Below are 21,855 nucleotides of genomic sequence, written 5' to 3'. Positions count from 1 at the left end.
TGGGCCGCCCCGGTCAGGGTGTCAGCGGACGCGGATGAAGACGGGGTTGGAGTAGAACCACAGGTCCTCCCACGGGCTCTCCTTCCCGTCGGCCTGCGGCTCCATCTCGTCCGTGCTGGTGCCGCGCACCCGCAGGTAGCTGTCCTGGCCCACGTCGCGCAGGGTGTGCCGGATGACGACCTCCTCGCCCTGGCGGCGCCAGTCGCCGGGACCGAAGCGGGCCACGACCTTCGTGGTGGGGTTGGTGGCGGCGTCGAGGTCCGAGCTCACGCCGGTGACCTGGCCCGTGATCAGGTCGACCCGCCGCACCTCGGGACGGTCGCCGTTGCCGTTCTTCCCGTCCAGGGGCCGGAAGCGGATCTCCACCTCGACGTCGGTGCGGCCCCGGCCGTTGACGACGAGCGTCTCGCTCACCGTGGCCCGGCGGCCCTGGTTGCTCGCGGTCACGTCGAGGGCGGTGATCAGGTCGCCGGTGGTCACGAAGATCCGGCCGCCCCGCAGGCCGTCCATGATGTCGCCGTAGTCCTGCCGCGCCGCCACGTACGTCTTGCTGTACTCGCCCGGCCAGAAGTCGGAGCCGCCCCTGGTCCAGTGCACGTGGGAGTCGGAGGTGGCGGTGATCCACCAGTGCCGTCCCTCGCCCAGCAGGGAGTCCCACAGCCCGCCGACGCGGGCGGTCATCTGGTCGAAACCGCCGTAGGTGGGGTGGTTGCCGTACCCGCCGCGGGCGCCGCCGTTCAGCGGTCCCGCCTGGTGGCCGGGGGCGCCCTCGAAGCCCACGTACACGTCGGGGGCGGCGTTGTTGCCGTTGCGGAACTCGCGCGGAGTGTCCTGCCCCCACACACCGAGCCCGGTCGCCGACCGGGACGCGTGGTGCGCGATCACCAGCGGCTTGCGGCCCATGCCACGGGCGGCCTTGAGGAACTCCACCATCTTGGCCTCGGTGTCGCGCCCCGGGTCGGCGGGGAAGGCGTCGTGCTTGGCGAAGCGGCTCTCCAGTTCGAACAGCTGCTGCGCCTCCCCGTCGTGGTGCGGGATCATCAAGGTGTGGTGGTCCAGCGCCGGCGCGTCGAACTCCATCCCCCAGAACTGCAGCACCTCCGGCACCAGCACCCGTGACCGCAGCAGGTCGGGATAGGCCTGCTCCAGGTTCACCTTCGAGTGCGTCGGGCCGCCGTGGTCGGTGCACATCGCCCAGGTCAGGCCGAAATGCTTGGCCATGATCGCGTTGGTGACGATGGGGTAGACCGCGTCCGCGCCCTTGTGGAAGGTCGGCGGGCTCGTCTTGGTGTCGAACTCGCCGCTGTACTCCGAGTGGACGTGGTGATCGCCCGCCCGCCACCTCCGGCCGGCGCCGCCGCCGCTGCCGAACGTACGCTCGTCGTCCGCCTGCGCCGGGGTGCCGCCGACCAGGGGAGCCGCCGCGGCCAGCGTCGCGCCGACACCGGCGTACTTGACCAGGCGGCGTCGGGAAAGCCCGGAGTGCTCGGTCTCCTCGGCCTTCTTGTTCCTCACAGTGCTGCCTTTCCTCCAGATAAGGGTGACAGCTGACAAACCTCCAATAGGGGCATGAACGCGACATGAATGGCCGCCGGAGCCGCCGCTAACACTGCGCTGCGCCTCGGCTCCGGGAGGTACGGGGCTAAGATCATCGCTGCCCCCCCGTGAGAAGGAGTCCCCCATGCACCGCAGACGTTTCCTGGCCCTCGCGGGCGCCGCCGGCCTCGGCGCCGCGACCGGACACGTCACCCCCGCCCAGGCCGCGAGCTTCCCCTATTACGACGCCGGCATTCCCGCCGAGGCACACGCCAAGCTGGGCGAACTGGCCCCGTACGGTGTCACCGCGCTCGCCTTCACCCCCTCGGGCGGCTGGGTCGTGGTCACCCAGGACGGCCGCTACTTCGCCCGCGGCATCCCCGACGCCTGCTTCACCGAGCTCGGCGCGCTCGCCGCCGCCGGCCGGAGGATCCACTGTGTGGCCTTCCCGCCCGAGGGCGGCGACCGCTGGGTGATCACCACCGACCGTGGCGTGACCGCGCGCGGTGTCACCGCGGCGTGCGAGCAGCGCATCGACGCCTTCTATGAGGCCGGCCAGCAGGTCGTGGACGTCGCCTTCCCGCCGGCCGGCGGCGACCGCTGGGTGGTGACCGCCTCCGCCGGCTATCACGCCAAGGGCGTGGACGACGAGTGTTACCAGATGATGCGCAACCTCACCCAGGGCGGCCGCCGCATCACCCGCGTCGCCTTCCCCCGCGCCGGTGGCTGGACGGTCGTGGCGCAGGACGAGTTCCACGCCCGAGGCGTCCCCGACGCGTGCTTCGACCGGATGAACACCCTCGCCGACGGTGGCTGGCAGGTGCACAACGTGGCCTTCGCCCCGTCCGGCGGGTGGGCGCTGGCCTCACGTGGCAAGGTGCCCGCGCTGCCCGCCGACAAGGCGCGCCAGGTCGAGAACGCGGTCGGCGGGTCGACGATCTGGCAGCGGATGAGCGCGTACAAGACGCCGGGGGTGGCCATCGCGGTGGTCACCGGCAACAAGATCGCCTGGTCGACCGGCTACGGCCGGCTGGAGGCGGGCGGCTCGGGCGCGGCTCATCCCGAGAGCGCGTTCCAGGCCGCGTCGATCAGCAAGGCCGTCACCGCGATCGGCGTCCTGCGGCTGCTCCAGACGCGCAAGATCGCGCTCGGCGCCGACGTCCGCCCCTACCTCGGCTGGACCCTGCCCCGCCGCTCCTGCGTCACCTCCACGGCGGCGCCCACGATAGACCGGCTGCTGACCCACCGGGCCGGCGTGATCGGGCGCGGCTCCACCACCCCGGCCGGCGCCTGCACCGGCTTCGACGCGGGCGGCGGCGGCTTCCCCGGGTACGGCCCCGACGCGACCGTTCCCACACTGCTGCAGGTCATGAACGGCGCGGGCAACACGCAGAAGATCGAGCTGAGCACCGCGCCGGGCGCCGAATACCACTACTCGGGCGCCGGTTTCGTGCTGCTGCAGCGGATGGTGGAGCAGCAGAGCGGCATGACGCTGGCCCAGTACATGCAGCAGGAGGTGCTGGCCCCGCTCGGCATGACCACCAGCTCGTACGCGCTCGCCCCCGCCTTCGAACTGGCCGCCGGCCACACCACCACCGGCACGGTGATCCCCGGCAGGCGCAACCGCTATCCGGAGTCGGCCGCCGCCGGCCTCTACACCAACGTGCTCGACCTGTGCCGCATGGTGTCCTGGCTCAACCGGGCCTACACCGCCTCCGGCGACATCACCGGCCCGCTCAGCAGGACCTCGGTCCGTACGCTGCTCAGCCAGGGGCCCCAGCCCGGCATGGGCCGCGGCCTGTTCATCGCCGGCGCGGGCACCGACCGCTTCTCCTACAACCACGACGGCTCCAACTACGGCTTCAAGTCCCTGTTCACCGGCTACCCGCGGCTCGGCGCCGGCTTCGCCATCCTGGCCAACGGCAGCAGCACGAGCCTGGTCACCGAGATCGCCGCCGCGGTCAAGAAGGTGTACGGCTGGCCCTGACCGGCCCAGGATCCGGCTCCCGGCCGGCCGGCCTCTTCCGTCCGGCCTCCGCGAGTGACGAGTCACACTCTCCGATTAGTTACGAACGCGACGGTATCATGTGATACTAACGGGAGAAGCCGCCGGCGGGACCGGACTCGATCACCACGGCCGGCGGCGGCACGGATCTCTCGCGGCCGCCCGGTCCAGGCCGAGGAACGGACCCGATCCGGCGCTCGTCGGGCGCCGCGGTGAGAGAGGCGGACCATGACCATCACCTGTCGCCGGGCTCAGCCTCCCCGGCTCACGACCCCGCTCGCCCTGGAGACGACCTCGGCGACGGCGGGTCTGCGCGCCCTGCCCCGCCCCGTGGCGGTCGTGGTCGGCGGCGGGGGAGTGCTCGGAGCCGCGCAGGTCGGCGTCGGGTACGCCCTGGAGCAGCGCGGCTTCGTCCCGGACCTGATCGTCGGAACCTCGGTCGGCGCGCTCAACGGAGCCATCGCCGCCGCCCACCCCGGGCAGGCCGCACCCTGGCTGGCCCGGGTGTGGACCCACGTCCGCCGCCGCGAGGTGTTCCCGCTCGGCTCCCTGCCCACCCGCGCCGGCCTGATCACCGACCGCGGCCTGCGCCGGCTGATCGCCAGGGCCGGGCTGCCCGCGCGGATCGAGCAACTGGCGCTGCCCTTCACCGCGGTGGCCATGGACCTGGCCACCGGCGAGCAGGCGCTGCTCGACCACGGCGACCTCGAGTCCGCGCTGCTGGCCAGCGCCGCCATCCCGGGCATCCTGCCGCCGGTCGATCGCGCGGGCCGCCGGCTCGTGGACGGCGGCGTGGTGGCCTTCGTCCCGGTACGGGCGGCGCTCCAGGCGGGGGCGGCCAGCGTGGTCGTGCTGTCGACCGGGCCGGAGAGCGGGGCGCCGCGCGCCGTCGTCCCGCCCCGGTGGGCCGGCGCCGTCGCGGCCAGGGCCGGCCAGTTGCTGCTGCGCCATCAGATCGAGCGCGACCTCGACGAGGTGTCGCGCCGGATCCCCACCGTCGTGGTGCCGACCGGCATCGAGACCTGGCCGGCCCCGTGGGACTTCGGCCAGGCCGAGCGGCTGATCGGCACCGCGTCCGCCGAGGCGGGCCGCTTCCTCGACGGGCTGCGCGTCAGCGGGCCCGGCCTCTACCGGGCCGGAACCACATCCACCCCCTCCGCCTCGGGAGCCGCCCGATGAGCACCATCGCGTTCCTGAACATCGCCCTGCACGGCCACGTCAACCCGACCCTGCCGCTCGCCGCCGAGCTCGTCCGCCGGGGTCACCGCGTCACCTGTCACACCTCGCCCGCGTTCGCGGAGGAGATCGAGGCCACCGGCGCGACCGTGCGTCTCTATCCCGGGGGCGACCAGCCGCTGCCCGACCCGCCGCTGCCGATCACGATGCTGGACGCGCTCGCCCGCGCCTGCGCCGGCCTGCTGCCCGCCGTGCTCGCCGACCTGCGCGGCATCGGGCCCGACCTGATCGTGCACGGCTCCGCCTGCCCGTGGGGCGCGGTCGCCGCCCGCGAGCTCCGGGTGCCGGCCGCGGCGTTGTTCACCACGTTCGCGTTCGACCGGAACACGCCGAGCCCCACCCGCGGCTCGGCGGACCTGCTGGCCTCCGCGCTGGCCAACCCCGGCGCCGCGCTGGGGTTCCTGCGCTCGCGGTGGGCGCTGCACCGCCGCCATCGGACGCGCGGGCTGCCGCTGCTCGACCTGGCGAACGTACGCGAGCCGCTCAACCTGGTCTTCACCTCCCGCGCGTTCCAGCCCGGCGCCGACGGCTTCGACCCGTCGTACCGGTTCGTCGGCCCGAGCGTCGGCGCGCGGCCCCTCGACCCGTCGTTCCCGGCCGACACCCTGCGGGCTCCCGTCTTGTACGCCTCCCTGGGCACGGTGTTCAACGCCGGCCCGCGGCTGCTGCGGACGTTCGCCGAGGCGCTGGCACCGCTGGGCGGCACCGTGGTCGTCTCCACCGGAGCGGTCGATCCGGCCGCGCTGGGCCCGCTGCCGGGCAACGTGCTGGCCCGGCGCTTCGTCCCGCAACCGGAGGTGCTGGAGCGCGCCGCGCTGTTCGTCACGCACGGCGGGATGAACAGCGTGAACGAGGCCATGTACGCCGGGGTGCCGATGCTGCTGGTCCCGCAGGGGGCCGACCAGCCGCTCGTGGCCCGGCGGGTGGTCGAGCTGGGGGCCGGCCTGTCGATCCGTACCGGGGAGGCCACCGCCGGCGCCGTGCAGGCCGTGGCACGCCGCCTGCTCGGCGAACCCCGCTTCCGCGAGGCCGCGGCCGCCCTGCGGGTGGCCCAGCACGAGGCCGGCGGCTACCTGCGTGCCGCCGACGAGATCGAGCGCCATCTGCGGCCGGCCGCCGGACCGGTTCCGGTGGGCGCGCGGCGGGAGCGCTGAGCGATGTCACCCGCCGTCGCCGTCCTGCTGCTGCTCGCCGGGCTGTCGGAGGCCGCCGGCCGCCTGCTGCCCCTGCTGGCCCGCCGGACCGGCACGTCGAGGCCCGGCGCGGTCCTGCTGCTGTTGACCGGGGCCGTCGTGGAGGGCTCCGTGTTCGCGCTCTGGCCCCTGACCGCCTCGGCCCTGGCCGGCCTGACGCAGCCCGCACCCCCGCCGGCCACCACCACACTGACCTGGACCCCGGCGCTGGCCGCCCCGCTCCTGCTCGCCGCCGTCCTCGCGTTCCCGCTGCTCGGCCCCCTGCTGCACCTGCTGCTCTTCGCCGCCGTCGGGGCCAGCCTGGTCGCCCCGCTCGCGGCCCTGACGGACCTGGGCTGGTGGACCGCCGCCGGTTGCGTGGCCGTCGCGGGAGTGGGGCTCGGCCTCGCCGTCGAAGCGGTCAGGCGCCTCGTGGCGTGGATCAGCAGGGAGGTGCCCGCATGATCGAGTTCCCGTTCCTCGTCCTGGTGTTCGGCGCGGTGCTGCTCGCCGAGGCCCTGCTGGCCCGGCACGAGGTGATGGCGTACACCGCCGGCTGGCGGAGACCCGCCTGCGAGCTCCCGTACGGCATGCCCCACGCCAGAGGCGCGGACCCCGACCGGCCGCCGGACGCCTACCTCGTCTACCTGGACGGCATCGGCAAACGCCGCTTCCACGACACGCGCGACGGCGGCCAGCTGGTCAAGGCCCTGATCGCCGGAGCGCCGGAGCTGCGGGTGCTGGGCCAGGTGCAGCCGTACTCGCCGCTGGCCGCCCCGCTCGCCGACCGCCCCCTGTGGGCGTGGCTGCGCCGCCGCGCCGGGCTGCTGCTGTTCCTGCACAACGTCATGCAGATCTTCGTCGCGGCCGACCACCGCTACCGCCCGCTGTACAACCGCGCCGTCGGCGGCCAGATCGCCGACCAGCTGCGCCTGGCGGGTTACCGGTCCGGCAGCGGCGTCCCCGTGGTGCTGCTCAGCTACAGCGGCGGCGCGCAGGTCGCCACGGGCGCGGTCGAGGAACTGCACGCGCGGCTGCGTCCCCCGCTCCTGCTGATCACCCTCGGCGGCTTCCACAACGGCGCCAACGACCTCACCCACGCCCGCCACCTGCACCGGCTCACCAGCGACGGCGACTGGATCGAACGGGTCTGCACCTGGATCTTCCCCCAGCGCTGGCGGCTGTTCCGCCGCAGCGGCTGGCACGCGGCCGTCCGCGCGGGCAAGATCACCGTGCACCGGCTCGACCCGGCCACCCACCTCGGACGGCGCAGTTACATCAGCCCGGCGGCCCTGCTGCCCGACGGCCGCAGCCACCTCGACCACACCGCCGACACCGTGATCGGCCTCATCCGGGACTTCACCCCTCGGCCAGGCGTTCGAACCGGGGGATTCGGGACAGATCACACGGCACCGTGACCCGGGCCGGCCCCTCGACCACGGCGCCGTCGTCGCCGCGCCAGCGCCCCGGCGGCAGGGCGACGATCCGCTCGGTGGCGCCCTGCGCCGTCACGGGTGCCACGACGAGGTCGGGGCCGAGGAAGAACTGGTCGGTCACGTCGTCCAGCCCGCTCGCGTGGTACGCCATCGGGCGCACGATCGGCTCGCCGGTCTTCGCGGCCTCGTCCACGAGCCCGAGGATGAGCGGCAGCACGGACTCCCGGACGGCGAGCGCGTCACGTACCGCGGCGAGGTGCTCGTCGTCCAGGACGCGGACGGGCAGGACCGAGAACTGCATCATCGGGCTGAGCGCGGCGATCTGGGCGTACCGGACGAAGAACTCCTGGTCGACCGCGCTCTGCCCGCCGACGGAACCGATCTCGCCGCCGCCGATCATGTCCGGGCAGACGAACGGATAGCCGATCATGCCCTGGGCCAGCATCTCAGGAACGAGCGACTCGATCCCGGCCGGGCCCCACAGGGCCGGCTTGTCCTGCAGCCGCTGCCCGAGCGGCTGCCCGCCCATCCGCCAGCAGGCGCGGAACTCGTTGAACGGATACCGCAGCCCCACCCGCGCCCACGCCTCGCACAGATCGACCGGCTCGGCGGGGGCGGCGGTGAGGTCGTCGGCCCGGTAGTCGCGGACGTCGCCGGCGTCGAACTTGAACCCGTCCACACCGGTCTCCTCGACGAGGGCGTCGAGCTGGTCCGTCATCCATCGGACGGCGGCCGGGTCGGTGAGGTCGAGGGTGGCGCTGAACCCGTTCCACCAGCGGCGGATCGCGGTCTCGCCGGTCCGGTCCCTGATGAGCAGGCCGCGCCCTTCCGCCTCGCGGAAGGCGGCGGAGTCGGGGCTGACGAACGGGACCACCCACAACATCACCCGGCAGCCCCACGCGTGCAACTGCTCGATCATCGCCGCCGGATCGGGGAAACGGGCCCGGTCGAACCGCCAGGTGCCGTAGTCGCACGCCCACGAGTCGTCGATCAGCACCACGCCCGGCGGCATCCCGCTCTCCAGCAGGTCACGGGCGAACCGCAGGACCGTCTCCTGCGTGGGCGTGTACGGATGCTCGATCCACGTGTTGTACTGCGGCCCGGAGAACAACTCCCGCGCGGGAGCACGCCCGGACGGCGGAATGAACCGGCGCGAGGCCGCCAGGAACGCCTCCCGCAACGACCCACCACCCCGGCCGACCAGGACGTCCCGCCCCGACAACCGCAGCAGGCCGTCCTCGAACGCGAACGCGAAGGGCCGCTCCGACCAGACCACCCGCCCACGCGTCGACACCAGCACCGGCCCGCTCTGATTGGACGGCGCGGCGTCGCGCGACCCGTGCCCCCGGGGCGAGCCGAGATCACGGGCGAACGACCCCGTCCCGAACGGCATCGACAGCCCGTCCTCGGCGGCGCCGCCCCACCACCCCTCACCGTCCTCCAGCACCAGCTCCAGCTCATCCCCTGACAACTCCGTGAACGACCCGGCCAGCGGACCGGACTCAGGGCGGGAGATCGTCATCAGCACCTCTTCTGCAGGCGGGCGGCCGTACGCGACCCGCGTCGTTCGCGCGGCGCCGACGTTAGCGGAAGCCCCCAGCGGCCACGGCAACCGGCCCCTCCCCACCACGATCGCAAACACTTCTTCGCGAAGAAGTCTTTGCGAAGAAGTGTTTGCGGTTTAGAGTCGGGTGCATGAGTGATCCCGACAGGAGCGTCGTCGTCCTCGACGCCAAGGGCCTGCGAGCCCTGGCCCATCCCGTACGCGTGCAGCTCGTCGATCTGCTGCGCAAGCACGGTCCGTCCACCGCCACCCGGCTGGCCGAGCGGCTCGGCGTGAACTCCGGGACGGCCAGTTACCACCTGCGCAGGCTCGGCGCGGCCGGGTTCGTGGAGGAGGACGCCGAGCGGGGCAACGCGCGGGAGCGGTGGTGGCGGTCGGTGCACCAGATCACCCGCCTGTCCGACGAGGAGCTGGCCAGGACGGAGCCGGAGGCGGTGCTGGCGTACATGCAGTCGATCGTGGCCCTGTACGGGCTGCGCGCCCAGCGGGCGGTGAACGAGATGCTGACCATGCCGGGGGAGTGGGGGAGCGTGCTCGACCTGAGCTCGTTCGCGCTGCGGCTGACGCCGGAGGAGGGGCTGCGGCTGCGGGGCGAGCTGGAAGAGGTGATCGCCCGCTACCGGCGTGACCTGCCCGGGGAGGACGGGCCCGAGGGATCGGCGCGGGTGTCGGTCATCACCCAGGTTCTGCCGGAACCGTCGTGACCGGCGGGCGGTTCCGGCCGCTGGCCGGGGTGCTGGCGGCCACGGCGGTGGCGCTGACCGGGACGCGGGTGTCGGCCATCGCCCTGCCCTGGTACGTGCTGGTCACCACCGGGAGCGCCGCCTGGACCGGGGTGGTGGCGTTCGCCGAGATGGTCCCGTACGTGCTGGTCAAGGCGTTGACCGGGCCGCTGGTCGACCGAGTGGGCCCGCGCCGGATCTCGCTGGCCGCCGACGTGGTGAGCGCGGTGGCGGCCGGGGCCGTCGTGCTGCTGGACGCGCTGGGCGCGCTGCCGATGGGCGCGCTGATCGCCCTCGTGGTGGTGATCGGCGCCGGGCGCGGGCCGGGGGACCTGGCCAAGGAGATCATGATCCCTGAGGCGGCCGGGCGGGCGGGGATGCCGCTGGAGCGGGCCACGGGGCTGATGGGGGTGACCGAGCGGCTGGCGCAGACCGTGGGGCCGGCCGCAGGGGGAGCGGTGGTCGGGCTGTTCGGGGCGCTGCCGAGCCTGGGGCTGAGCGCGGTCCTCTTCGCGCTCGGGTCGATGGTCGTGGGATTGGTGTTGCCGAGGGGGATGGGGCACAGCGCCGGTACGCCCGGGCCCGCTACCGGGAGCGACGAGGGGTACTGGCGGCGGTTCGGGGAGGGGATGGCCTTCCTGCGGGGCGAGCCGCTACTGCTCACCGTGATCGCCATGGTCTGCGTGACGAACCTGCTCGACGCCGCGTTCGGGCAGGTGCTCGGCCCGGTGTGGGCGAAGGAGAGCGGGCACGGGCCCGTCCTGCTCGGGTTGTGCGGCAGCGTGATGGGCCTGACGGCGGTCGGCGGGAGCCTGGTCGCGGCGGCGGTGGCGCACCGGTTGCCGCGCCGTCCGGTGCTCTTCGCGGCGTTCCTGATCGCGGGGCCGCCGAGGTTCCTGCTCCTGGCCTTCGACCTGCCCGTGGTGGCGATCGTGGCGGTGTTCGCGGTGGGCGGGTTCTGCGGCGGGTTCCTCAACCCGATCCTGGGGGCGGTCTCGTTCGAGCGGGTGCCGCGCCACCTGCTGGGCCGGGTGGGCGGGCTGCAGACCTCGCTCTCGTACGTCGGCGTCCCGCTGGGCGGGCTGCTGGCGGGGGCGGCGGTGACGGTGGCGGGGCTGGCCCCGGTGCTGCTGGCCTGCGGGGCCGCCTACGTGCTCGCCCTCGGCCTGACCGGCCTGCGCCCGGAGTGGCGGGAGATGGACCGCCTCCGCGCCGGCCCCGCGCCCGCCGGTCCCGCGACGGACGGCCCCGCTACCGCCGGCACCGCAACCGCCCGCCCCGCGACGGACGGCCCCGCCCCGGACGGGAGCGCCGGAGCCGAGGGGCGGGTCGGGGTCAGGGAGTGATCAGGCCCTGGGCCAGGTCGGCCGCCGTGGCCTCGGGGGAGCGGTGTTCGGGCGGGCCGTAGCCGCCGCCCCCGCCCGACTCGCACCGCAGCACGTCCCCCGCCCGTACGGGCGAAGCGTTCACCTTGAGCATCTCCCGTGCCCCGTCCGTGCCGGGGTTGAGCGTGACCCGCGGCGGAGCGCCCGCCGCGCCGCCCGCCAGCCCCCACGCCGGGGTGACCGACCGTTCGAACCACAGCGACAGCGACGTGTCGCCGCAGAACTCGTACTCGCGCACCACCCCGTCGCCGCCGCGCCACGTCCCGGCCCCGCCGGTACCGGGACGCACCTCGTAACGGGTGACGCGCACGGGGAACAGCGTCTCCAGCACCTCGATCGGCATGTCCCGCAGTGACCCGTTCACGTTGTTGATCAGGCAGCTCTCGCCGTCGCCGCCCTCCCACGCGCCCCACCCGCCGACCGTGGCCTCCTGGGAGACGTACAACTTCCCGGTACGCGGATCCGTCCCGGTGAACTGCACGATCATCGAGTCCCCGTACGAGGCCGCGGCCGCCTTGTCCGGCAGCACCGGCGCCAGCGCCTTGACCACCAGGTCGATGAGCAGCCCCAGATGCGAGTAGTAGTACTGGCAGGCGGCCGGCGACTCGGCGGCCAGCATCGAGCCGGGGCGCGTCAGCACCGACAGCGGCCGGAACGAGCCCCCGTTGAGCGGCACCTCGCCGGACACCAGCAGCTTGTACCCGACCCGCACCGCGGCCACCGCCTGCGCCGCCCCGCAGTTGACCGGCCCGAGCGCCTGGTCGGCGCAGTCGGTCAGGTCGACGTGCATCGACTCGCCCGACACCGTGACGCGCACGGTCACCGGCAGCGGGGTGTCCAGGTCGATGCCGTCGTTGTCGAGATGGCCGGACGCCTCGTAGACGCCGTCGGGGATGGCCGCGACGGCCGCCCGCTCCATGCGCTCGGTCTGGGCGAAGATCTCGTCACGGGCGGCCGTCACCGTCTCCAGGCCCCAGCGGCCGACGATCTCGCGCAGCCGCCGCTGCCCGGTCATGGCGCAGCTCACCTGGGCGCGCAGGTCGCCGAGCGTGGCGTGCGGGAAGCGCACGTTGCGCGCGATCACCTCGTGCAGGTCGCGGCAGGGCGCGCCGCCCGCGTACACCTTCACCGGGCCCATCCGCAGGCCCTCCTGGAAGATCGAGGTGGAGTCCATCGAGCCGCCGGGGTCCTTGGAGCCGACGTCCAGCCAGTGCGCCCGCGACGCGGCGAACCCGGCCAGCTCCCCGTCGCAGAAGATCGGCCCGTAGACGGTCACGTCGTTGAGGTGGGTGCCGCCGATGTAGGAGTCGTTGAGCACCCAGACGTCGCCCTCCTGCCAGACCTCCGGCCCGTACAGGCGCTCGGTCTCGCGGGTGCACACCTCCAGGTTGCCCAGGAAGATCGGCAGCCCGGACGACTGCCCGAGCACGTGGTGCTCGCGGTCGAGCAGCGCGACCGCACAGTCCTTGGCCTCGTAGATGACGGGGGTGTAGGAGCTGCGGATGAGGGTGGTGTTCATGTCCTCCGCCGCCTGCAGCAGCGCGCAGCGGATGATCTCGGTGGTGACGGGGTCGATCACTGGTTCACCTTCACGATGAGAAAGCCGTTGTCGTCCACGGTGACCAGGCAGCCGGGCGGCACGACCGTGGTCGCGGTCTCCTCCACCACGATCGCGGGCCCGGCCAGTTCGCCTTCCAGGGCGGAGCGGCGCAGCACGGGGGTGCGGTGCACGGCGCCGTCGAAGATCACATCCCGTACGTGCGGCTCCGCCTGCTCGGGGGCGCCGGGGGCGGGGGCGGCCGTACGGGGGAACGAGCCGAACCCGGTGCTGCGCAGCATGACGAACTCCACCGGCGCCTCGGGCGTGGCGTGCCCGTACCGGCTGGTGTGCGCCTCGGCGTAGCGGGCCGCGATCTCCGCCGCGAACCCGGGCCCGGCGGGTTCGGCCGCGTCGCGCAGCGGGATGGTGAGCGTGTAGTCCTGGCCCTCGTAACGCATGTCCACGGCGTGCTCCACCCGCCGCCGCGGCTCGGGCACGCCCTGACCGGCGAGCGCCTCGAACGCGTCCCGTTCCAGTTTCACGAGATTTCCGGACATGTCGGCACCGTCCAGCGTGTCCTGATGCCGGAAGTACGGATGCGTCAGATCCCTGCGCACGTCCGCCTCCAGCATCCCCCACGCCGAGAACGCCCCGGGAAAGCGCGGCACCACCACCTCGGAGATCCCCAGCTCACGCGCGATGAACACCGCGTGCATCGCCCCCGCGCCGCCGAACGCCACCAGCGCGAACTCGCGCGGCTCGACGCCGTGCTCCACCGTCAGCGTCCTGATCGCCTGCGCCATCCTGGCGTTGGCCACGTCGCAGACGCCCTCGGCCAGCCGCAGCGGATCCAGCCCCAGCTCCCCGGCCAGCTCCGCCACCGCGACCCCGGCCGCCTCGGCGTCCAGGGTCATCAGCCCGCCCGCGAACCAGGCCGGATCCACCCGCCCCAGCACCACGTTCGCATCCGTGACGGTCGCCCGGGTGCCGCCCCGGCCGTAGCAGGCGGGCCCGGGAACGGCCCCCGCCGACTCGGGGCCCACCCGCAGCGCGCCCGCCTCGGCGTAGGCGATGGACCCCCCGCCCGCGCCGATCGTGTGCAGGTTCACGACCGGCATCAGCACCGGATGACCCTCGATGCGCGCCTCCGCGCTGACGTCCGGACGCCCGTTCACGACCAGCGACACGTCGAACGACGTGCCGCCCATGTCCACGCAGATCGCGTTGTCCCGCCCGAGCAGCCGGGCCGCCGCGACCCCGCCCATCGTCCCGCCGACCGGCCCCGACAGCAGCGTCTGCAACGGCCGGCGCATCGCGTACGACGCGTTCACCAGCCCGCCCGACGACTGCATGACGTGCACCGGCACCGCCAGCCCCCGCTCGGCGAAGCGCCGCTCGATCCGGCCCAGATAACGGCGCACCACCGGCCCCGTGTACGCCTCCATCACCGCCGAGGAGGTCCGCTCGTACTCTCGCCACTCCCTGGCCACCTCGTGCGAGAGCACGACCAGCACGTCCTCGCCCAGCTCGGCCCGCAGGATCTCCCCGGCCCGCAGCTCGTGCGCCGGATCGGCGAAGGAGAACAGCAGGCACACCGCCACCGCGTCGAAACCCTCCGCGCGGGCCCGCCGCGCCGCCGCCCGCACCGCCTCCTCGTCCAGCGGCACGAGCTCCCGCCCCCGGTAGTCCAGCCGCCCGCCCGCCTCCATCACGTCCTGGCGCGGCACCAGCGGCGCCGGCTTGCGGTAACGCAGGTCGAACATGCGGTCCCGGTTGCCCCTGGCGATCTGGTAGACGTCCCTGGCCCCCCGGCTCGTCAGCAGCAGCACGCGGGCGCCCTTGCGTTCCAGCAGCGCGTTCAGGCCCTGCGTGGTGCCGTGCACGAAGAACGAGATGGCCGAGGGGTCGGCCACGACCCGCCCGAGCGCGGCGAACACTCCCTCCGCGAGATCCCCCGGCGTGGTGGGCGCCTTCGAGGCGGTGACGGCCCCCGACCGCTCGTCGTAGCAGACGACGTCGGTGAAGGTGCCGCCGATGTCCATGGCGACGCGACAAGTCATGCGCGCCACCGTATGCCGCCCGATCCCGGGCCCCGCTGTGCGTTCCGCACAACGCGACCCGCCCCGCAGTGCCGGTCGCAGGGGCCGGTCGCAGGGCCCGATCACAGGGGCCGATCACAGGGGCCGATCACAGGGGCCGATCACAGGGGCCGATCACAGGGGCCGATCACAGGGGCCGGTCGCAGGAGTCAGTACGACGCCGCGAACCGGGCGTCATCCCCCTCCCGGGGCAGCATCGCCGCGACCTCGCGCCGCAGGAGAGGATCCGCCTGGAACGCCTCCTCGATCGCCAGCCGCAACGCCGTCCGCCCGGCCTCGTCGTCCGGCTTGGCACCCGCCACCCGATCGATCAGATCTCTGGCACGGGCGTCCCCGCGCCCGAACACCCGCTGCAGGATGCGCGAGCCGCGGGCGGCGGGCGTGTCGGCGGCCAGCTCACCGGTCTTGGCCAGCACACCGGTGCCGAAGGCGTCGATCGCCGCCGCGGCATAGGGCATGACGTCATTCGCCGTTTCCATCAGTACCTCCCGAGGGGACCGGCGGCTTCAGCTGTCGGGGGAATCGGAAGCGGGAGGGCCGCCAAGGCCCGAGCGTGCAGTGACCCGCCAGATTCGGGCATCAGAGATCTCCGTTCATCGCGCACTGGATGTGTGACGCTGTTATAAGGATCGTGTGACTCGTCAGGTGCGCACCTTCCCGGTGCGGCGTATGAGCTCGGGTACCACGTCGTGCGGTGCCCGAGGTACCGCCGTCCCGTTCCGGGCGGCCGGGTGAAGGCCCGCTTGGAGGAGCTGATCTGCGTCAAGGCCGACGAGCACCGGTGGGAGATGGGGGCGCCCCAGGTGATGCCCGACCACGTGCACCTGTTCGCCGAGCCGTATCCGCAGAACTCGCCGTCGTATGTGGCCGGCCAGTTCAAAGGGTTCACCTCGCACCACCTGCGCGCCGAGTTCGGTGGTCTGCGTTCCCAGTTGCCCACGCTGTGGTCGCGGTCCTGCTTCGTGGCCACCGTCGGCGCCGTGTCCGCAGAGACGGTGCGGCGTCACATCGAGACGCGGTGTGAGCGGGCGCCCCAGGCGGGTGGCCGTGCGTAGGTCTTACAAGTTCCTCATGCGTCCGACCGCGCATCAGCAGGCCGCGCTCACCGCGTGCCTGGACGACCACCGCGCCCTGTACAACGCGGCGCTTTTGGAGCGGCGCGAGGCGTACAAGCGGTCCCAGGTGTCGATCCGGTACGGCGACCAGTCCGCCCAGCTCAAGGAGATCCGCGCCTACGACCCCGATCAGGCGCACTGGTCGTTCTCCTCCCAGCAGGCCACCCTGCGCCGCCTGGACAAGGCGTTCCGCGCGTTCTTCGACCGCGTCAAGGCCGGTCGCACTCCGGGCTTCCCGCGATTCAAGGGCCGGGGCTGGTTCGACACGGTCGAGTGGCCCGAGGACGGCGACGGCTGCCGGTGGAACTCCCAGCCCGAGCACCCGTCCGCCACGTTCGTCCGCCTTCAAGGCGTCGGGCATGTCCGCGTGCACCAGCACCGCCCGGTGCGGGGCCGGGTGAAGACGATCAGCGTAAAGCGGGAAGGCTCCCGCTGGTACGTCGTCCTGTCGTGCGACGACGTGCCCGCCGAGATCCTGCCCGCCACGGGTGCGGTCGTCGGCGTGGACATGGGCGTGGCGTCGTTCCTGACCACCTCGGACGGCGAGCAGGTCGGCAACCCGCGGCGCCTCGCGGCGTCCGCCGAGAAGCTGGCAGCCGCTCAGCAGGACCTCGCCCGTAAGAAGCGCGGGTCCAAGCGCCGCCGTAAGGCGGTCGCCCGCGTCGCAGCCCTGCACGGCAAGGTCCGGCGTCAACGGCTCGACGGCGCGCACAAGGTCGCGAACGCCCTGATCCGCCGCTACGACATGATCGTGCACGAGGACCTGCGGATCGCGAACATGACCAAGAGCCCAGCCCCGAAACCGGACGGGGAAGGCGGCTACCTGCCCAACCGCGCGGCGGCCAAGGCCGGACTGAACAACAGCATCCTGGACGCGGGCTGGGGGGTGTTCCTGGGCATCCTCGCGCACAAGGCTGAAAGCGCCGGTCGAGAGCTGATCTCCGTGGACCCCCGCAACACCTCCCGCACGTGCGCCCCATGCGGGCACGTGGCGAAAGAGAACCGCGCCACCCAAGCCGAGTTCGCCTGTACGGCGTGCGGCCACACCGCGCACGCCGACGTCAACGCGGCGATCAACATTCTCGGGGCAGGGCTTGCCCTTCGCGAAGCCGCAGCGGCATAGCGAGAAGCCGCCCTCTTCGGGGGGCGGAGGAGTCACGAGACCCTCCCTAAAGGTCCTGATGGATAGTCGGCATGCTAGCTCCCGGAGTGCCCCCGGCAACGGCATACCCTGTCGAATGTGTCTGCCCCGTACCTCACACTCACGACTGTCGTCGAGCACGAGACCGAGGCGCGGCGTTCGCGCTTCATCTGCGCCGTGGCCCCGGCCCGCACGGTCGAGGAGGCGGCGGCCTTCATCGCCGGCCGCCGCGCCGAGCACGCCGGCGCCACCCACAACTGCACCGCGTACGTGATCGGCGAGCGCGTCCAGAAGGGCGACGACGACGGCGAGCCCGGCGGCACGGCGGGCACGCCCATGGTGCAGGCGCTGGTGGGCCGGGGGTTCAGCGACGTGGTGGCGGTGGTGACGCGCTACTTCGGCGGCACCCTGCTGGGCGCGGGCGGGCTGGTGCGCGCCTACGGCGGGGCGGTGACCGAGACCCTCGACCGGGCCGAGCCCGTCCGGATGGTGCCGGCCAGGCTCGTGCACGTCGCGGTCGCGCACGACCAGGCCGGGCGGGTGGAGAACGACCTGCGCGCCTCCCGCCACGCGGTGCGCGAGGTGACGTACGCGGGGGAGGTCACCTTCGCGGTGGCGGTGGGGCTGGACGAGGTCGCGGCGTTCGCCGACTGGGTGGCCACGCTGACGGCCGGCCGGGCCCGCGTCACGCCGGGCGCCGACCTCCACGTACCCGCCTGACCTGCCTGACCTGCTGATCAGGGGCCCGCTTGATCAGGGGCCTGCCTGATCACGGGCCCGCCCGGCTCAGCCCTCCAGGGCGTACTGCATGACCCGGAACTTCGCCTGCGCCTCGGCCAGCTCGGCCGCCGGATCGGAGTCGCCCATGATGCCGCCCCCCGCGAACAGCCGGGCCCGACGCCCCTCGACCAGGCCCGAGCGCAGCGCGATGCCCCACTCGCCGTCGCCCCGGGCGTCGATCCAGCCCACGGGACCGGCGTAACCGGCCCGGTCCATGCCCTCCAGCTCGCGGATCACCTCGATCGCGGTGGGGGTCGGGGTGCCGCCGACGGCCGCCGTCGGGTGCATGGCCGCCACCACGTCCAGGACGGAGGCCCCGTCGGCCAGCCGTCCCGTGACGTGGCTGGCCAGGTGCTGCACATTGGGCAGGACCAGCAGTTCGGGCTCGTCGGGCGTGGTCAGCGAGGAGCACAGGGGCGACAGCGTCTGGCGTACGGAGGCGATCGCGCACTCGTGCTCGTGCCGGTCCTTCGTCGAGGCCAGCAGCGCCTTGCCGCGGGCGAGGTCGTCGGCCGCGCCGGTGCCGCGCGGCGTCGTCCCGGCCAGCACCAGCGACTCGATCTCCTGCCCCGTACGCCGGATCAGCAGCTCGGGCGTGGCCCCGACCAGTCCCGCGACCGAGAACGTGTAGCACTCGGGATAGCGCCGGGCCAGGCGGGTCAGCAGCAGCCGCACGTCGATCGGCCGCTCGGCGGTGGCGACCAGGTCGCGGGCCAGCACCACCTTCTCCAGCTCGCCCTCGCGGATGCGCTTGGCGGCGCGGGCCACGACGTGCTCCCACTCGGGCGCGCTCAGGCTGCCGTCGCCGTAGCTGATCCGGCCCGGGTCGCGGATCGGCGTGAACGACTCCAGCGGCGCGTCCCCGATGGTGGTCAGCCAGGCCTGGCCGTCACGGCGGGCCAGCACGGCGCGCGGGACCACGAGGACGGAGCCGTGGGCGTCCTCGTCGAAGGTGAAGCTGCCGAAGGCGACCGCGCCGGAGCCGGGAGCGCCCACGGCGTCGTCGACGTGCGCCTCACCGAGGACGCCGGCCAGCCACCGGCGGGCCCAGGCGAACCTGCCGGGGCCGGGAGGCACGGTCACGCGGGCGGCCTCACCCCATCCGACCAGGCCCTCGCCGTTCCTGATCCAGGCGTAGGGGGCCGTCCTGGGGAGGGAGGCCAGCAGGTCACCGGGGTCGCCGACAAGGGTGGTGCGAACCGGCAGCGGGCGGGTTGTTCCGAGCGCGACACTCACCCAAGACACTCTATGCGGGAACTGAACACGTTCGACTCGGACCCCCGTGAATGCGAGGTTACGGGCAACGAACCAGGAAAAAGCGGGATGCCGTTAGGTATTGGGTATCACCAGATTGCCTATGGCCTGTCAAGCGGGGATATGAAGTCGGTCCTGAACTGGCGGACCTTGCCGTGTAGCCATAGTGGCGGGGTGATCGGCTATCTACCTTGGTGGCCATGATCGTTCGCCTCGGGCCCGCGCTGGCCGCCGCCGTCGTCCTCGCCGCCTCGGTCCCGGCCCACGCCGCCGCTCCGGCGGAGCCCGTCCCCGAGATCATGGCCGCGCTCGGCGACTCCATCTCGGCCGGCTTCAACGCCTGCGGCTGGTACGTCTCCTGCACCGCCCGCTCCTGGTCCACCGGCGACCACGCCGCCGTCTCCAGCCACTACCTGCGCCTGTCGAAGCTGTCTGGAACGCTCCAGAAACACAATCTCACCTTCGCCGTCCCCGGCTCCACCAGCGCCGACCTGCTCGGCCAGGTACGCAAGGCGGTCGCCGCCAAGGCCGACTACGTCACGATCCTCATCGGCGCGGTCGACGCCTGCGCCCGCACCGAGCAGGCGATGACCCCGGTGGCCACCTACCGGCGCCGGCTGGACACCGCCCTGGCCGAGCTGCGCGCGGGGCTGCCGCGGGCCAGGGTGTTCGTGGCCAGCATCCCCGACGTGCGGCGGCTGTGGCAGGCCGGGCGGAGCAACCCGCTGGCCCGTACGTTCTGGCAGGTCGGCCGCATCTGCCAGAGCCTGCTGGTCCGGCCCACCTCCACCCGCAAAGCCGACACCGAGCGCCGGGCCAGGGTCCGGGCCAGGGTGATCGACTACAACCGGGCGGCGGCCGAGGCGTGCGCCGCGTACGGGACCGCCTGCCGCACCGACGGGGGAGCGGTCTTCGCCTACCCCTTCACCCTCGACCAGGTCAGCAAGTGGGACTACTTCCACCCCAACACGGCCGGGCAGCGGGTGCTGGCGGAGCAGACCTTCCGGCGCGGCTTCGACTGGATCGACCCGCGATAGCCGCGGCGGCTCAGCGGCACTGGGCCAGCATGGTCTTCTTGTCGGCCGGGGTGACGGGGACGTCGTACTTGAGCGCCACCTGCGCGAACCGGGTGACGTACGCGCACCTGATGCCCCGGCGCGGCGGCAGCCAGCCCGACGGCCCCGAGGCGTCCTTGTGCTCGTTCGCCTCGCCGTCCACGGGCAGCAGGTTGAGCGGGTCGTTGGCGAAGTCCAGCCGCTTCGTCATCGACCAGTGCCGCGACCCCATGCGCCACCCGTAGTTGAGCGGCACCACGTGGTCGACCTGCACCTCGGCGGCGTTGTCCTTGTGCCAGTGGATGAGCCGCCCGGTGTAGGGGTCGGTCAGCTCCATCGAGACGACCTCGCAGCTCGACCCCTTGCGGTACTTCACGTTCCGGCCGTCGCGGGCCAGCAGGTCGTCCCGGGTACGGCAGCCGTTGCGCGCGTACGGCACCCCGGTGGCGTCGTCGGCCCAGTTGCCCCCGTACCGGGTGCGCTGGTATCCGGTGTTGGGGCCGAAGCCTTTGACGCGCAGGCGTTTGATGAGGCCACGGGCCTCGCGCCTGTCGTCGGGGGAGGTGAGAGGGGCCAGACCCGGCAGCGTGCCGCTGATGTTGCCCAGGGGGCTGGCCGCGGTGGCCGGCGGGGTCTTGGCAGTGCCGATGAACGAGACGATGACGATGGCTCCGGCGAGGACGGCGACCGCGTCCTTGGTGCTCAAGCAGACCTCCGTGAGCTCCAGGTTGTCTAGAGAAATTCCCGGCATCGGCGCTTTTGACACGGGAAGGGTTGTGTGACTGATCATCTCACCGCGACGAGCGGACGGGACGGGCGAGCGCGCCAGGAGGGGCGGTGGGGGGCCGGGCGGAGTGCGTCCAGAGGGGCGGTGGGGCCGGGGGAGGGCGTCCTGAGGGGTGGTGCGGGGGCTCGGGGGAGTGCGTCGGGGGAGGTGGCGGACGGGGCTGGGGGAAGGTGTCCGTGGCGGCGGCGGTAGCCTGCGTCGTGTGACTGATCGTCCTGTCGACCCCGATGTCGATCTTCACGTTCCGGCGCAGCGGGCCGAGCCGCTCTTGCCGGTGCTCGCCGTGATCGCCCCCGGCGGCGCGCTCGGGGCGCTGGCCCGCCACGCCGTCCAGACCGCGCTGCCCACCGGCCCGGCCGGCTTCCCGTGGGCGACGTTCCTGGTCAACGTGTCCGGCTGCCTGCTCATCGGGGTGCTCATGGTGCTGATCACGGAGGTCCGCCCGGCCCACCGCCTGGTGCGGCCGTTCCTCGGGGTGGGGGTGCTGGGCGGGTACACGACGTTCTCGACGTACGCGGTGGACGTGCGGCGGACGGTCGAGGCGGGCGCGCCGCTCACCGGCCTGGCCTACCTGGTGGCCACGATGGTGGCGGCGGTGGCCGCAGTGGCGGCCGGCATGTGGCTGACCCGCCGCGCCGCCCGCCTCGTACCCGGGAACGGTGCCCGATGACGCTCGTGCTGATCGTGCTGGGAGCCGCGGTCGGAGCGCCGCTGCGGTACGTGGCGGACCGGGCGGTGCAGGCGCGGCACGACACGGTCTTCCCCTGGGGGACCCTCGCCGTGAACGTGAGCGGGTCGGCGGTGCTGGGGTTCCTGGCGGCGCTGCCGCTGGGTGACGGGGTGATGGCGCTGGCGGGCACGGGGTTCTGCGGGGCGCTGACGACGTACTCGACGCTGGGGTACGAGACGGTGCGGCTGATGGAGGAGGGGGCGCGCTTCCACGCGGTCGCCAACGCGGTGGCCAGCGTGGTGGCCGGGCTCGGCGCGGCCTTCTGCGGCGCCGCCCTCGCCCAGGCCCTGCTCTGAAC

19 protein-coding genes and 1 pseudogene are annotated in these 21,855 nt (G+C 73.2%); 13 read left to right on the top strand and 7 right to left on the bottom strand.

The annotated features are described in order from the left end of the window. Positions 1-21 precede the first annotated feature (21 nt). Positions 22-1,515 carry a CehA/McbA family metallohydrolase domain-containing protein gene (locus tag B0I32_RS50245; RefSeq protein ID WP_106251909.1) on the bottom strand — a complete coding sequence of 498 codons (1,494 nt, stop codon included), beginning with the start codon at positions 1,513-1,515 and terminating at the stop codon, positions 22-24. Between the two features lie 166 nt (positions 1,516-1,681). Here B0I32_RS50245 and B0I32_RS50240 point away from each other — a divergent pair, with 166 nt between their 5' ends. The 5 genes from B0I32_RS50240 to B0I32_RS50220 all read left to right on the top strand — a co-directional run bounded on the left by B0I32_RS50240 (position 1,682) and on the right by B0I32_RS50220 (position 7,367). Then, positions 1,682-3,523 (top strand): serine hydrolase domain-containing protein, encoded by a 1,842-nt coding sequence (locus tag B0I32_RS50240; protein ID WP_106251908.1) that lies wholly within the window; start codon positions 1,682-1,684, stop codon positions 3,521-3,523. Positions 3,524-3,769: 246 nt separating this feature from the next. Next, positions 3,770-4,720: a patatin-like phospholipase family protein gene (locus B0I32_RS50235; protein ID WP_106251906.1), complete on the top strand. Its 951-nt coding sequence runs from the start codon at positions 3,770-3,772 to the stop codon at positions 4,718-4,720. Then, entirely contained in the window at positions 4,717-5,931 is a 1,215-nt protein-coding gene (locus B0I32_RS50230; RefSeq protein ID WP_106251905.1) for a macrolide family glycosyltransferase, read from the top strand. Before B0I32_RS50235 ends, B0I32_RS50230 begins: the two co-directional genes overlap by 4 nt. A 3-nt stretch (positions 5,932-5,934) precedes the next feature. Next, positions 5,935-6,414, top strand: coding sequence for a hypothetical protein (locus B0I32_RS50225; protein ID WP_106251903.1), 480 nt, complete (start codon positions 5,935-5,937; stop codon positions 6,412-6,414). Continuing rightward, positions 6,411-7,367, top strand: coding sequence for a hypothetical protein (locus B0I32_RS50220; RefSeq protein ID WP_106251902.1), 957 nt, complete (start codon positions 6,411-6,413; stop codon positions 7,365-7,367). Before B0I32_RS50225 ends, B0I32_RS50220 begins: the two co-directional genes overlap by 4 nt. Here B0I32_RS50220 and B0I32_RS50215 read toward each other — a convergent pair. After that, entirely contained in the window at positions 7,309-8,907 is a 1,599-nt protein-coding gene (locus B0I32_RS50215) for a glycoside hydrolase family 31 protein (RefSeq protein ID WP_106251958.1), read from the bottom strand. The genes B0I32_RS50220 and B0I32_RS50215 overlap by 59 nt on opposite strands. 173 nt (positions 8,908-9,080) lie before the next feature. Here B0I32_RS50215 and B0I32_RS50210 point away from each other — a divergent pair, with 173 nt between their 5' ends. Together B0I32_RS50210 and B0I32_RS50205 are read left to right on the top strand one after the other, a co-directional pair. Beyond that, complete coding sequence (locus tag B0I32_RS50210; RefSeq protein ID WP_106251900.1) at positions 9,081-9,653, top strand: ArsR/SmtB family transcription factor; 573 nt, start codon at positions 9,081-9,083, stop codon at positions 9,651-9,653. After that, the gene (locus B0I32_RS50205) at positions 9,650-11,017 is read left to right on the top strand and encodes an MFS transporter (protein WP_106251899.1); all 1,368 of its coding nucleotides are present in this window, start codon (positions 9,650-9,652) and stop codon (positions 11,015-11,017) included. Before B0I32_RS50210 ends, B0I32_RS50205 begins: the two co-directional genes overlap by 4 nt. On the opposite strand, the gene B0I32_RS50200 is transcribed toward B0I32_RS50205, so the two are convergent. The 3 genes from B0I32_RS50200 to B0I32_RS50190 form a co-directional block, all read right to left on the bottom strand. After that, positions 11,007-12,635 (bottom strand): hydantoinase B/oxoprolinase family protein, encoded by a 1,629-nt coding sequence (locus tag B0I32_RS50200; RefSeq protein ID WP_106251897.1) that lies wholly within the window; start codon positions 12,633-12,635, stop codon positions 11,007-11,009. The two genes, B0I32_RS50205 and B0I32_RS50200, sit on opposite strands and share 11 nt — an antisense overlap. Next, positions 12,632-14,656 (bottom strand): hydantoinase/oxoprolinase family protein, encoded by a 2,025-nt coding sequence (locus tag B0I32_RS50195; protein ID WP_106251895.1) that lies wholly within the window; start codon positions 14,654-14,656, stop codon positions 12,632-12,634. The genes B0I32_RS50200 and B0I32_RS50195 overlap by 4 nt, the downstream gene beginning before the upstream one ends. Positions 14,657-14,844: 188 nt before the next feature. After that, positions 14,845-15,174 carry a hypothetical protein gene (locus tag B0I32_RS50190; RefSeq protein ID WP_146178614.1) on the bottom strand — a complete coding sequence of 110 codons (330 nt, stop codon included), beginning with the start codon at positions 15,172-15,174 and terminating at the stop codon, positions 14,845-14,847. A gap of 195 nt (positions 15,175-15,369) precedes the next feature. On the opposite strand from B0I32_RS50190, the pseudogene tnpA reads away from it, so the two are divergent. The 3 genes and pseudogenes from tnpA to B0I32_RS50175 form a co-directional block, all read left to right on the top strand. Then, positions 15,370-15,750: pseudogene (gene tnpA / locus B0I32_RS50185) on the top strand (IS200/IS605 family transposase); the annotation flags it as partial. Positions 15,751-15,766: 16 nt separating this feature from the next. Beyond that, positions 15,767-16,933: an RNA-guided endonuclease InsQ/TnpB family protein gene (locus B0I32_RS50180; RefSeq protein ID WP_245956647.1), complete on the top strand. Its 1,167-nt coding sequence runs from the start codon at positions 15,767-15,769 to the stop codon at positions 16,931-16,933. A gap of 117 nt (positions 16,934-17,050) precedes the next feature. Continuing rightward, positions 17,051-17,671, top strand: coding sequence for a YigZ family protein (locus B0I32_RS50175; RefSeq protein ID WP_106251888.1), 621 nt, complete (start codon positions 17,051-17,053; stop codon positions 17,669-17,671). A gap of 66 nt (positions 17,672-17,737) precedes the next feature. On the opposite strand, the gene B0I32_RS50170 is transcribed toward B0I32_RS50175, so the two are convergent. After that, on the bottom strand, positions 17,738-18,967 hold the full coding sequence (locus B0I32_RS50170) for an isochorismate synthase (RefSeq protein ID WP_106251887.1): 1,230 nt from the start codon (positions 18,965-18,967) through the stop codon (positions 17,738-17,740). Between the two features lie 218 nt (positions 18,968-19,185). Between B0I32_RS50170 and B0I32_RS50165 the strand changes: the two genes are divergently transcribed. Continuing rightward, positions 19,186-20,022: a GDSL-type esterase/lipase family protein gene (locus B0I32_RS50165; protein ID WP_106251955.1), complete on the top strand. Its 837-nt coding sequence runs from the start codon at positions 19,186-19,188 to the stop codon at positions 20,020-20,022. A gap of 10 nt (positions 20,023-20,032) precedes the next feature. On the opposite strand, the gene B0I32_RS50160 is transcribed toward B0I32_RS50165, so the two are convergent. Beyond that, complete coding sequence (locus tag B0I32_RS50160; RefSeq protein ID WP_219912431.1) at positions 20,033-20,746, bottom strand: HNH endonuclease family protein; 714 nt, start codon at positions 20,744-20,746, stop codon at positions 20,033-20,035. Between the two features lie 283 nt (positions 20,747-21,029). Here B0I32_RS50160 and crcB (B0I32_RS50150) point away from each other — a divergent pair, with 283 nt between their 5' ends. Both crcB (B0I32_RS50150) and crcB (B0I32_RS50145) read left to right on the top strand, forming a co-directional pair. Next, complete coding sequence (gene crcB, locus B0I32_RS50150; protein ID WP_106251954.1) at positions 21,030-21,497, top strand: fluoride efflux transporter CrcB; 468 nt, start codon at positions 21,030-21,032, stop codon at positions 21,495-21,497. After that, complete coding sequence (gene crcB, locus B0I32_RS50145; RefSeq protein WP_106251885.1) at positions 21,494-21,853, top strand: fluoride efflux transporter CrcB; 360 nt, start codon at positions 21,494-21,496, stop codon at positions 21,851-21,853. Before crcB (B0I32_RS50150) ends, crcB (B0I32_RS50145) begins: the two co-directional genes overlap by 4 nt. Positions 21,854-21,855: the final 2 nt, after the last annotated feature.

The organism is Nonomuraea fuscirosea (genome assembly GCF_003001935.1).
Lineage (GTDB): Bacteria > Actinomycetota > Actinomycetes > Streptosporangiales > Streptosporangiaceae > Nonomuraea > Nonomuraea fuscirosea.
This window is presented reverse-complemented; position numbering and strand designations above follow the sequence as displayed.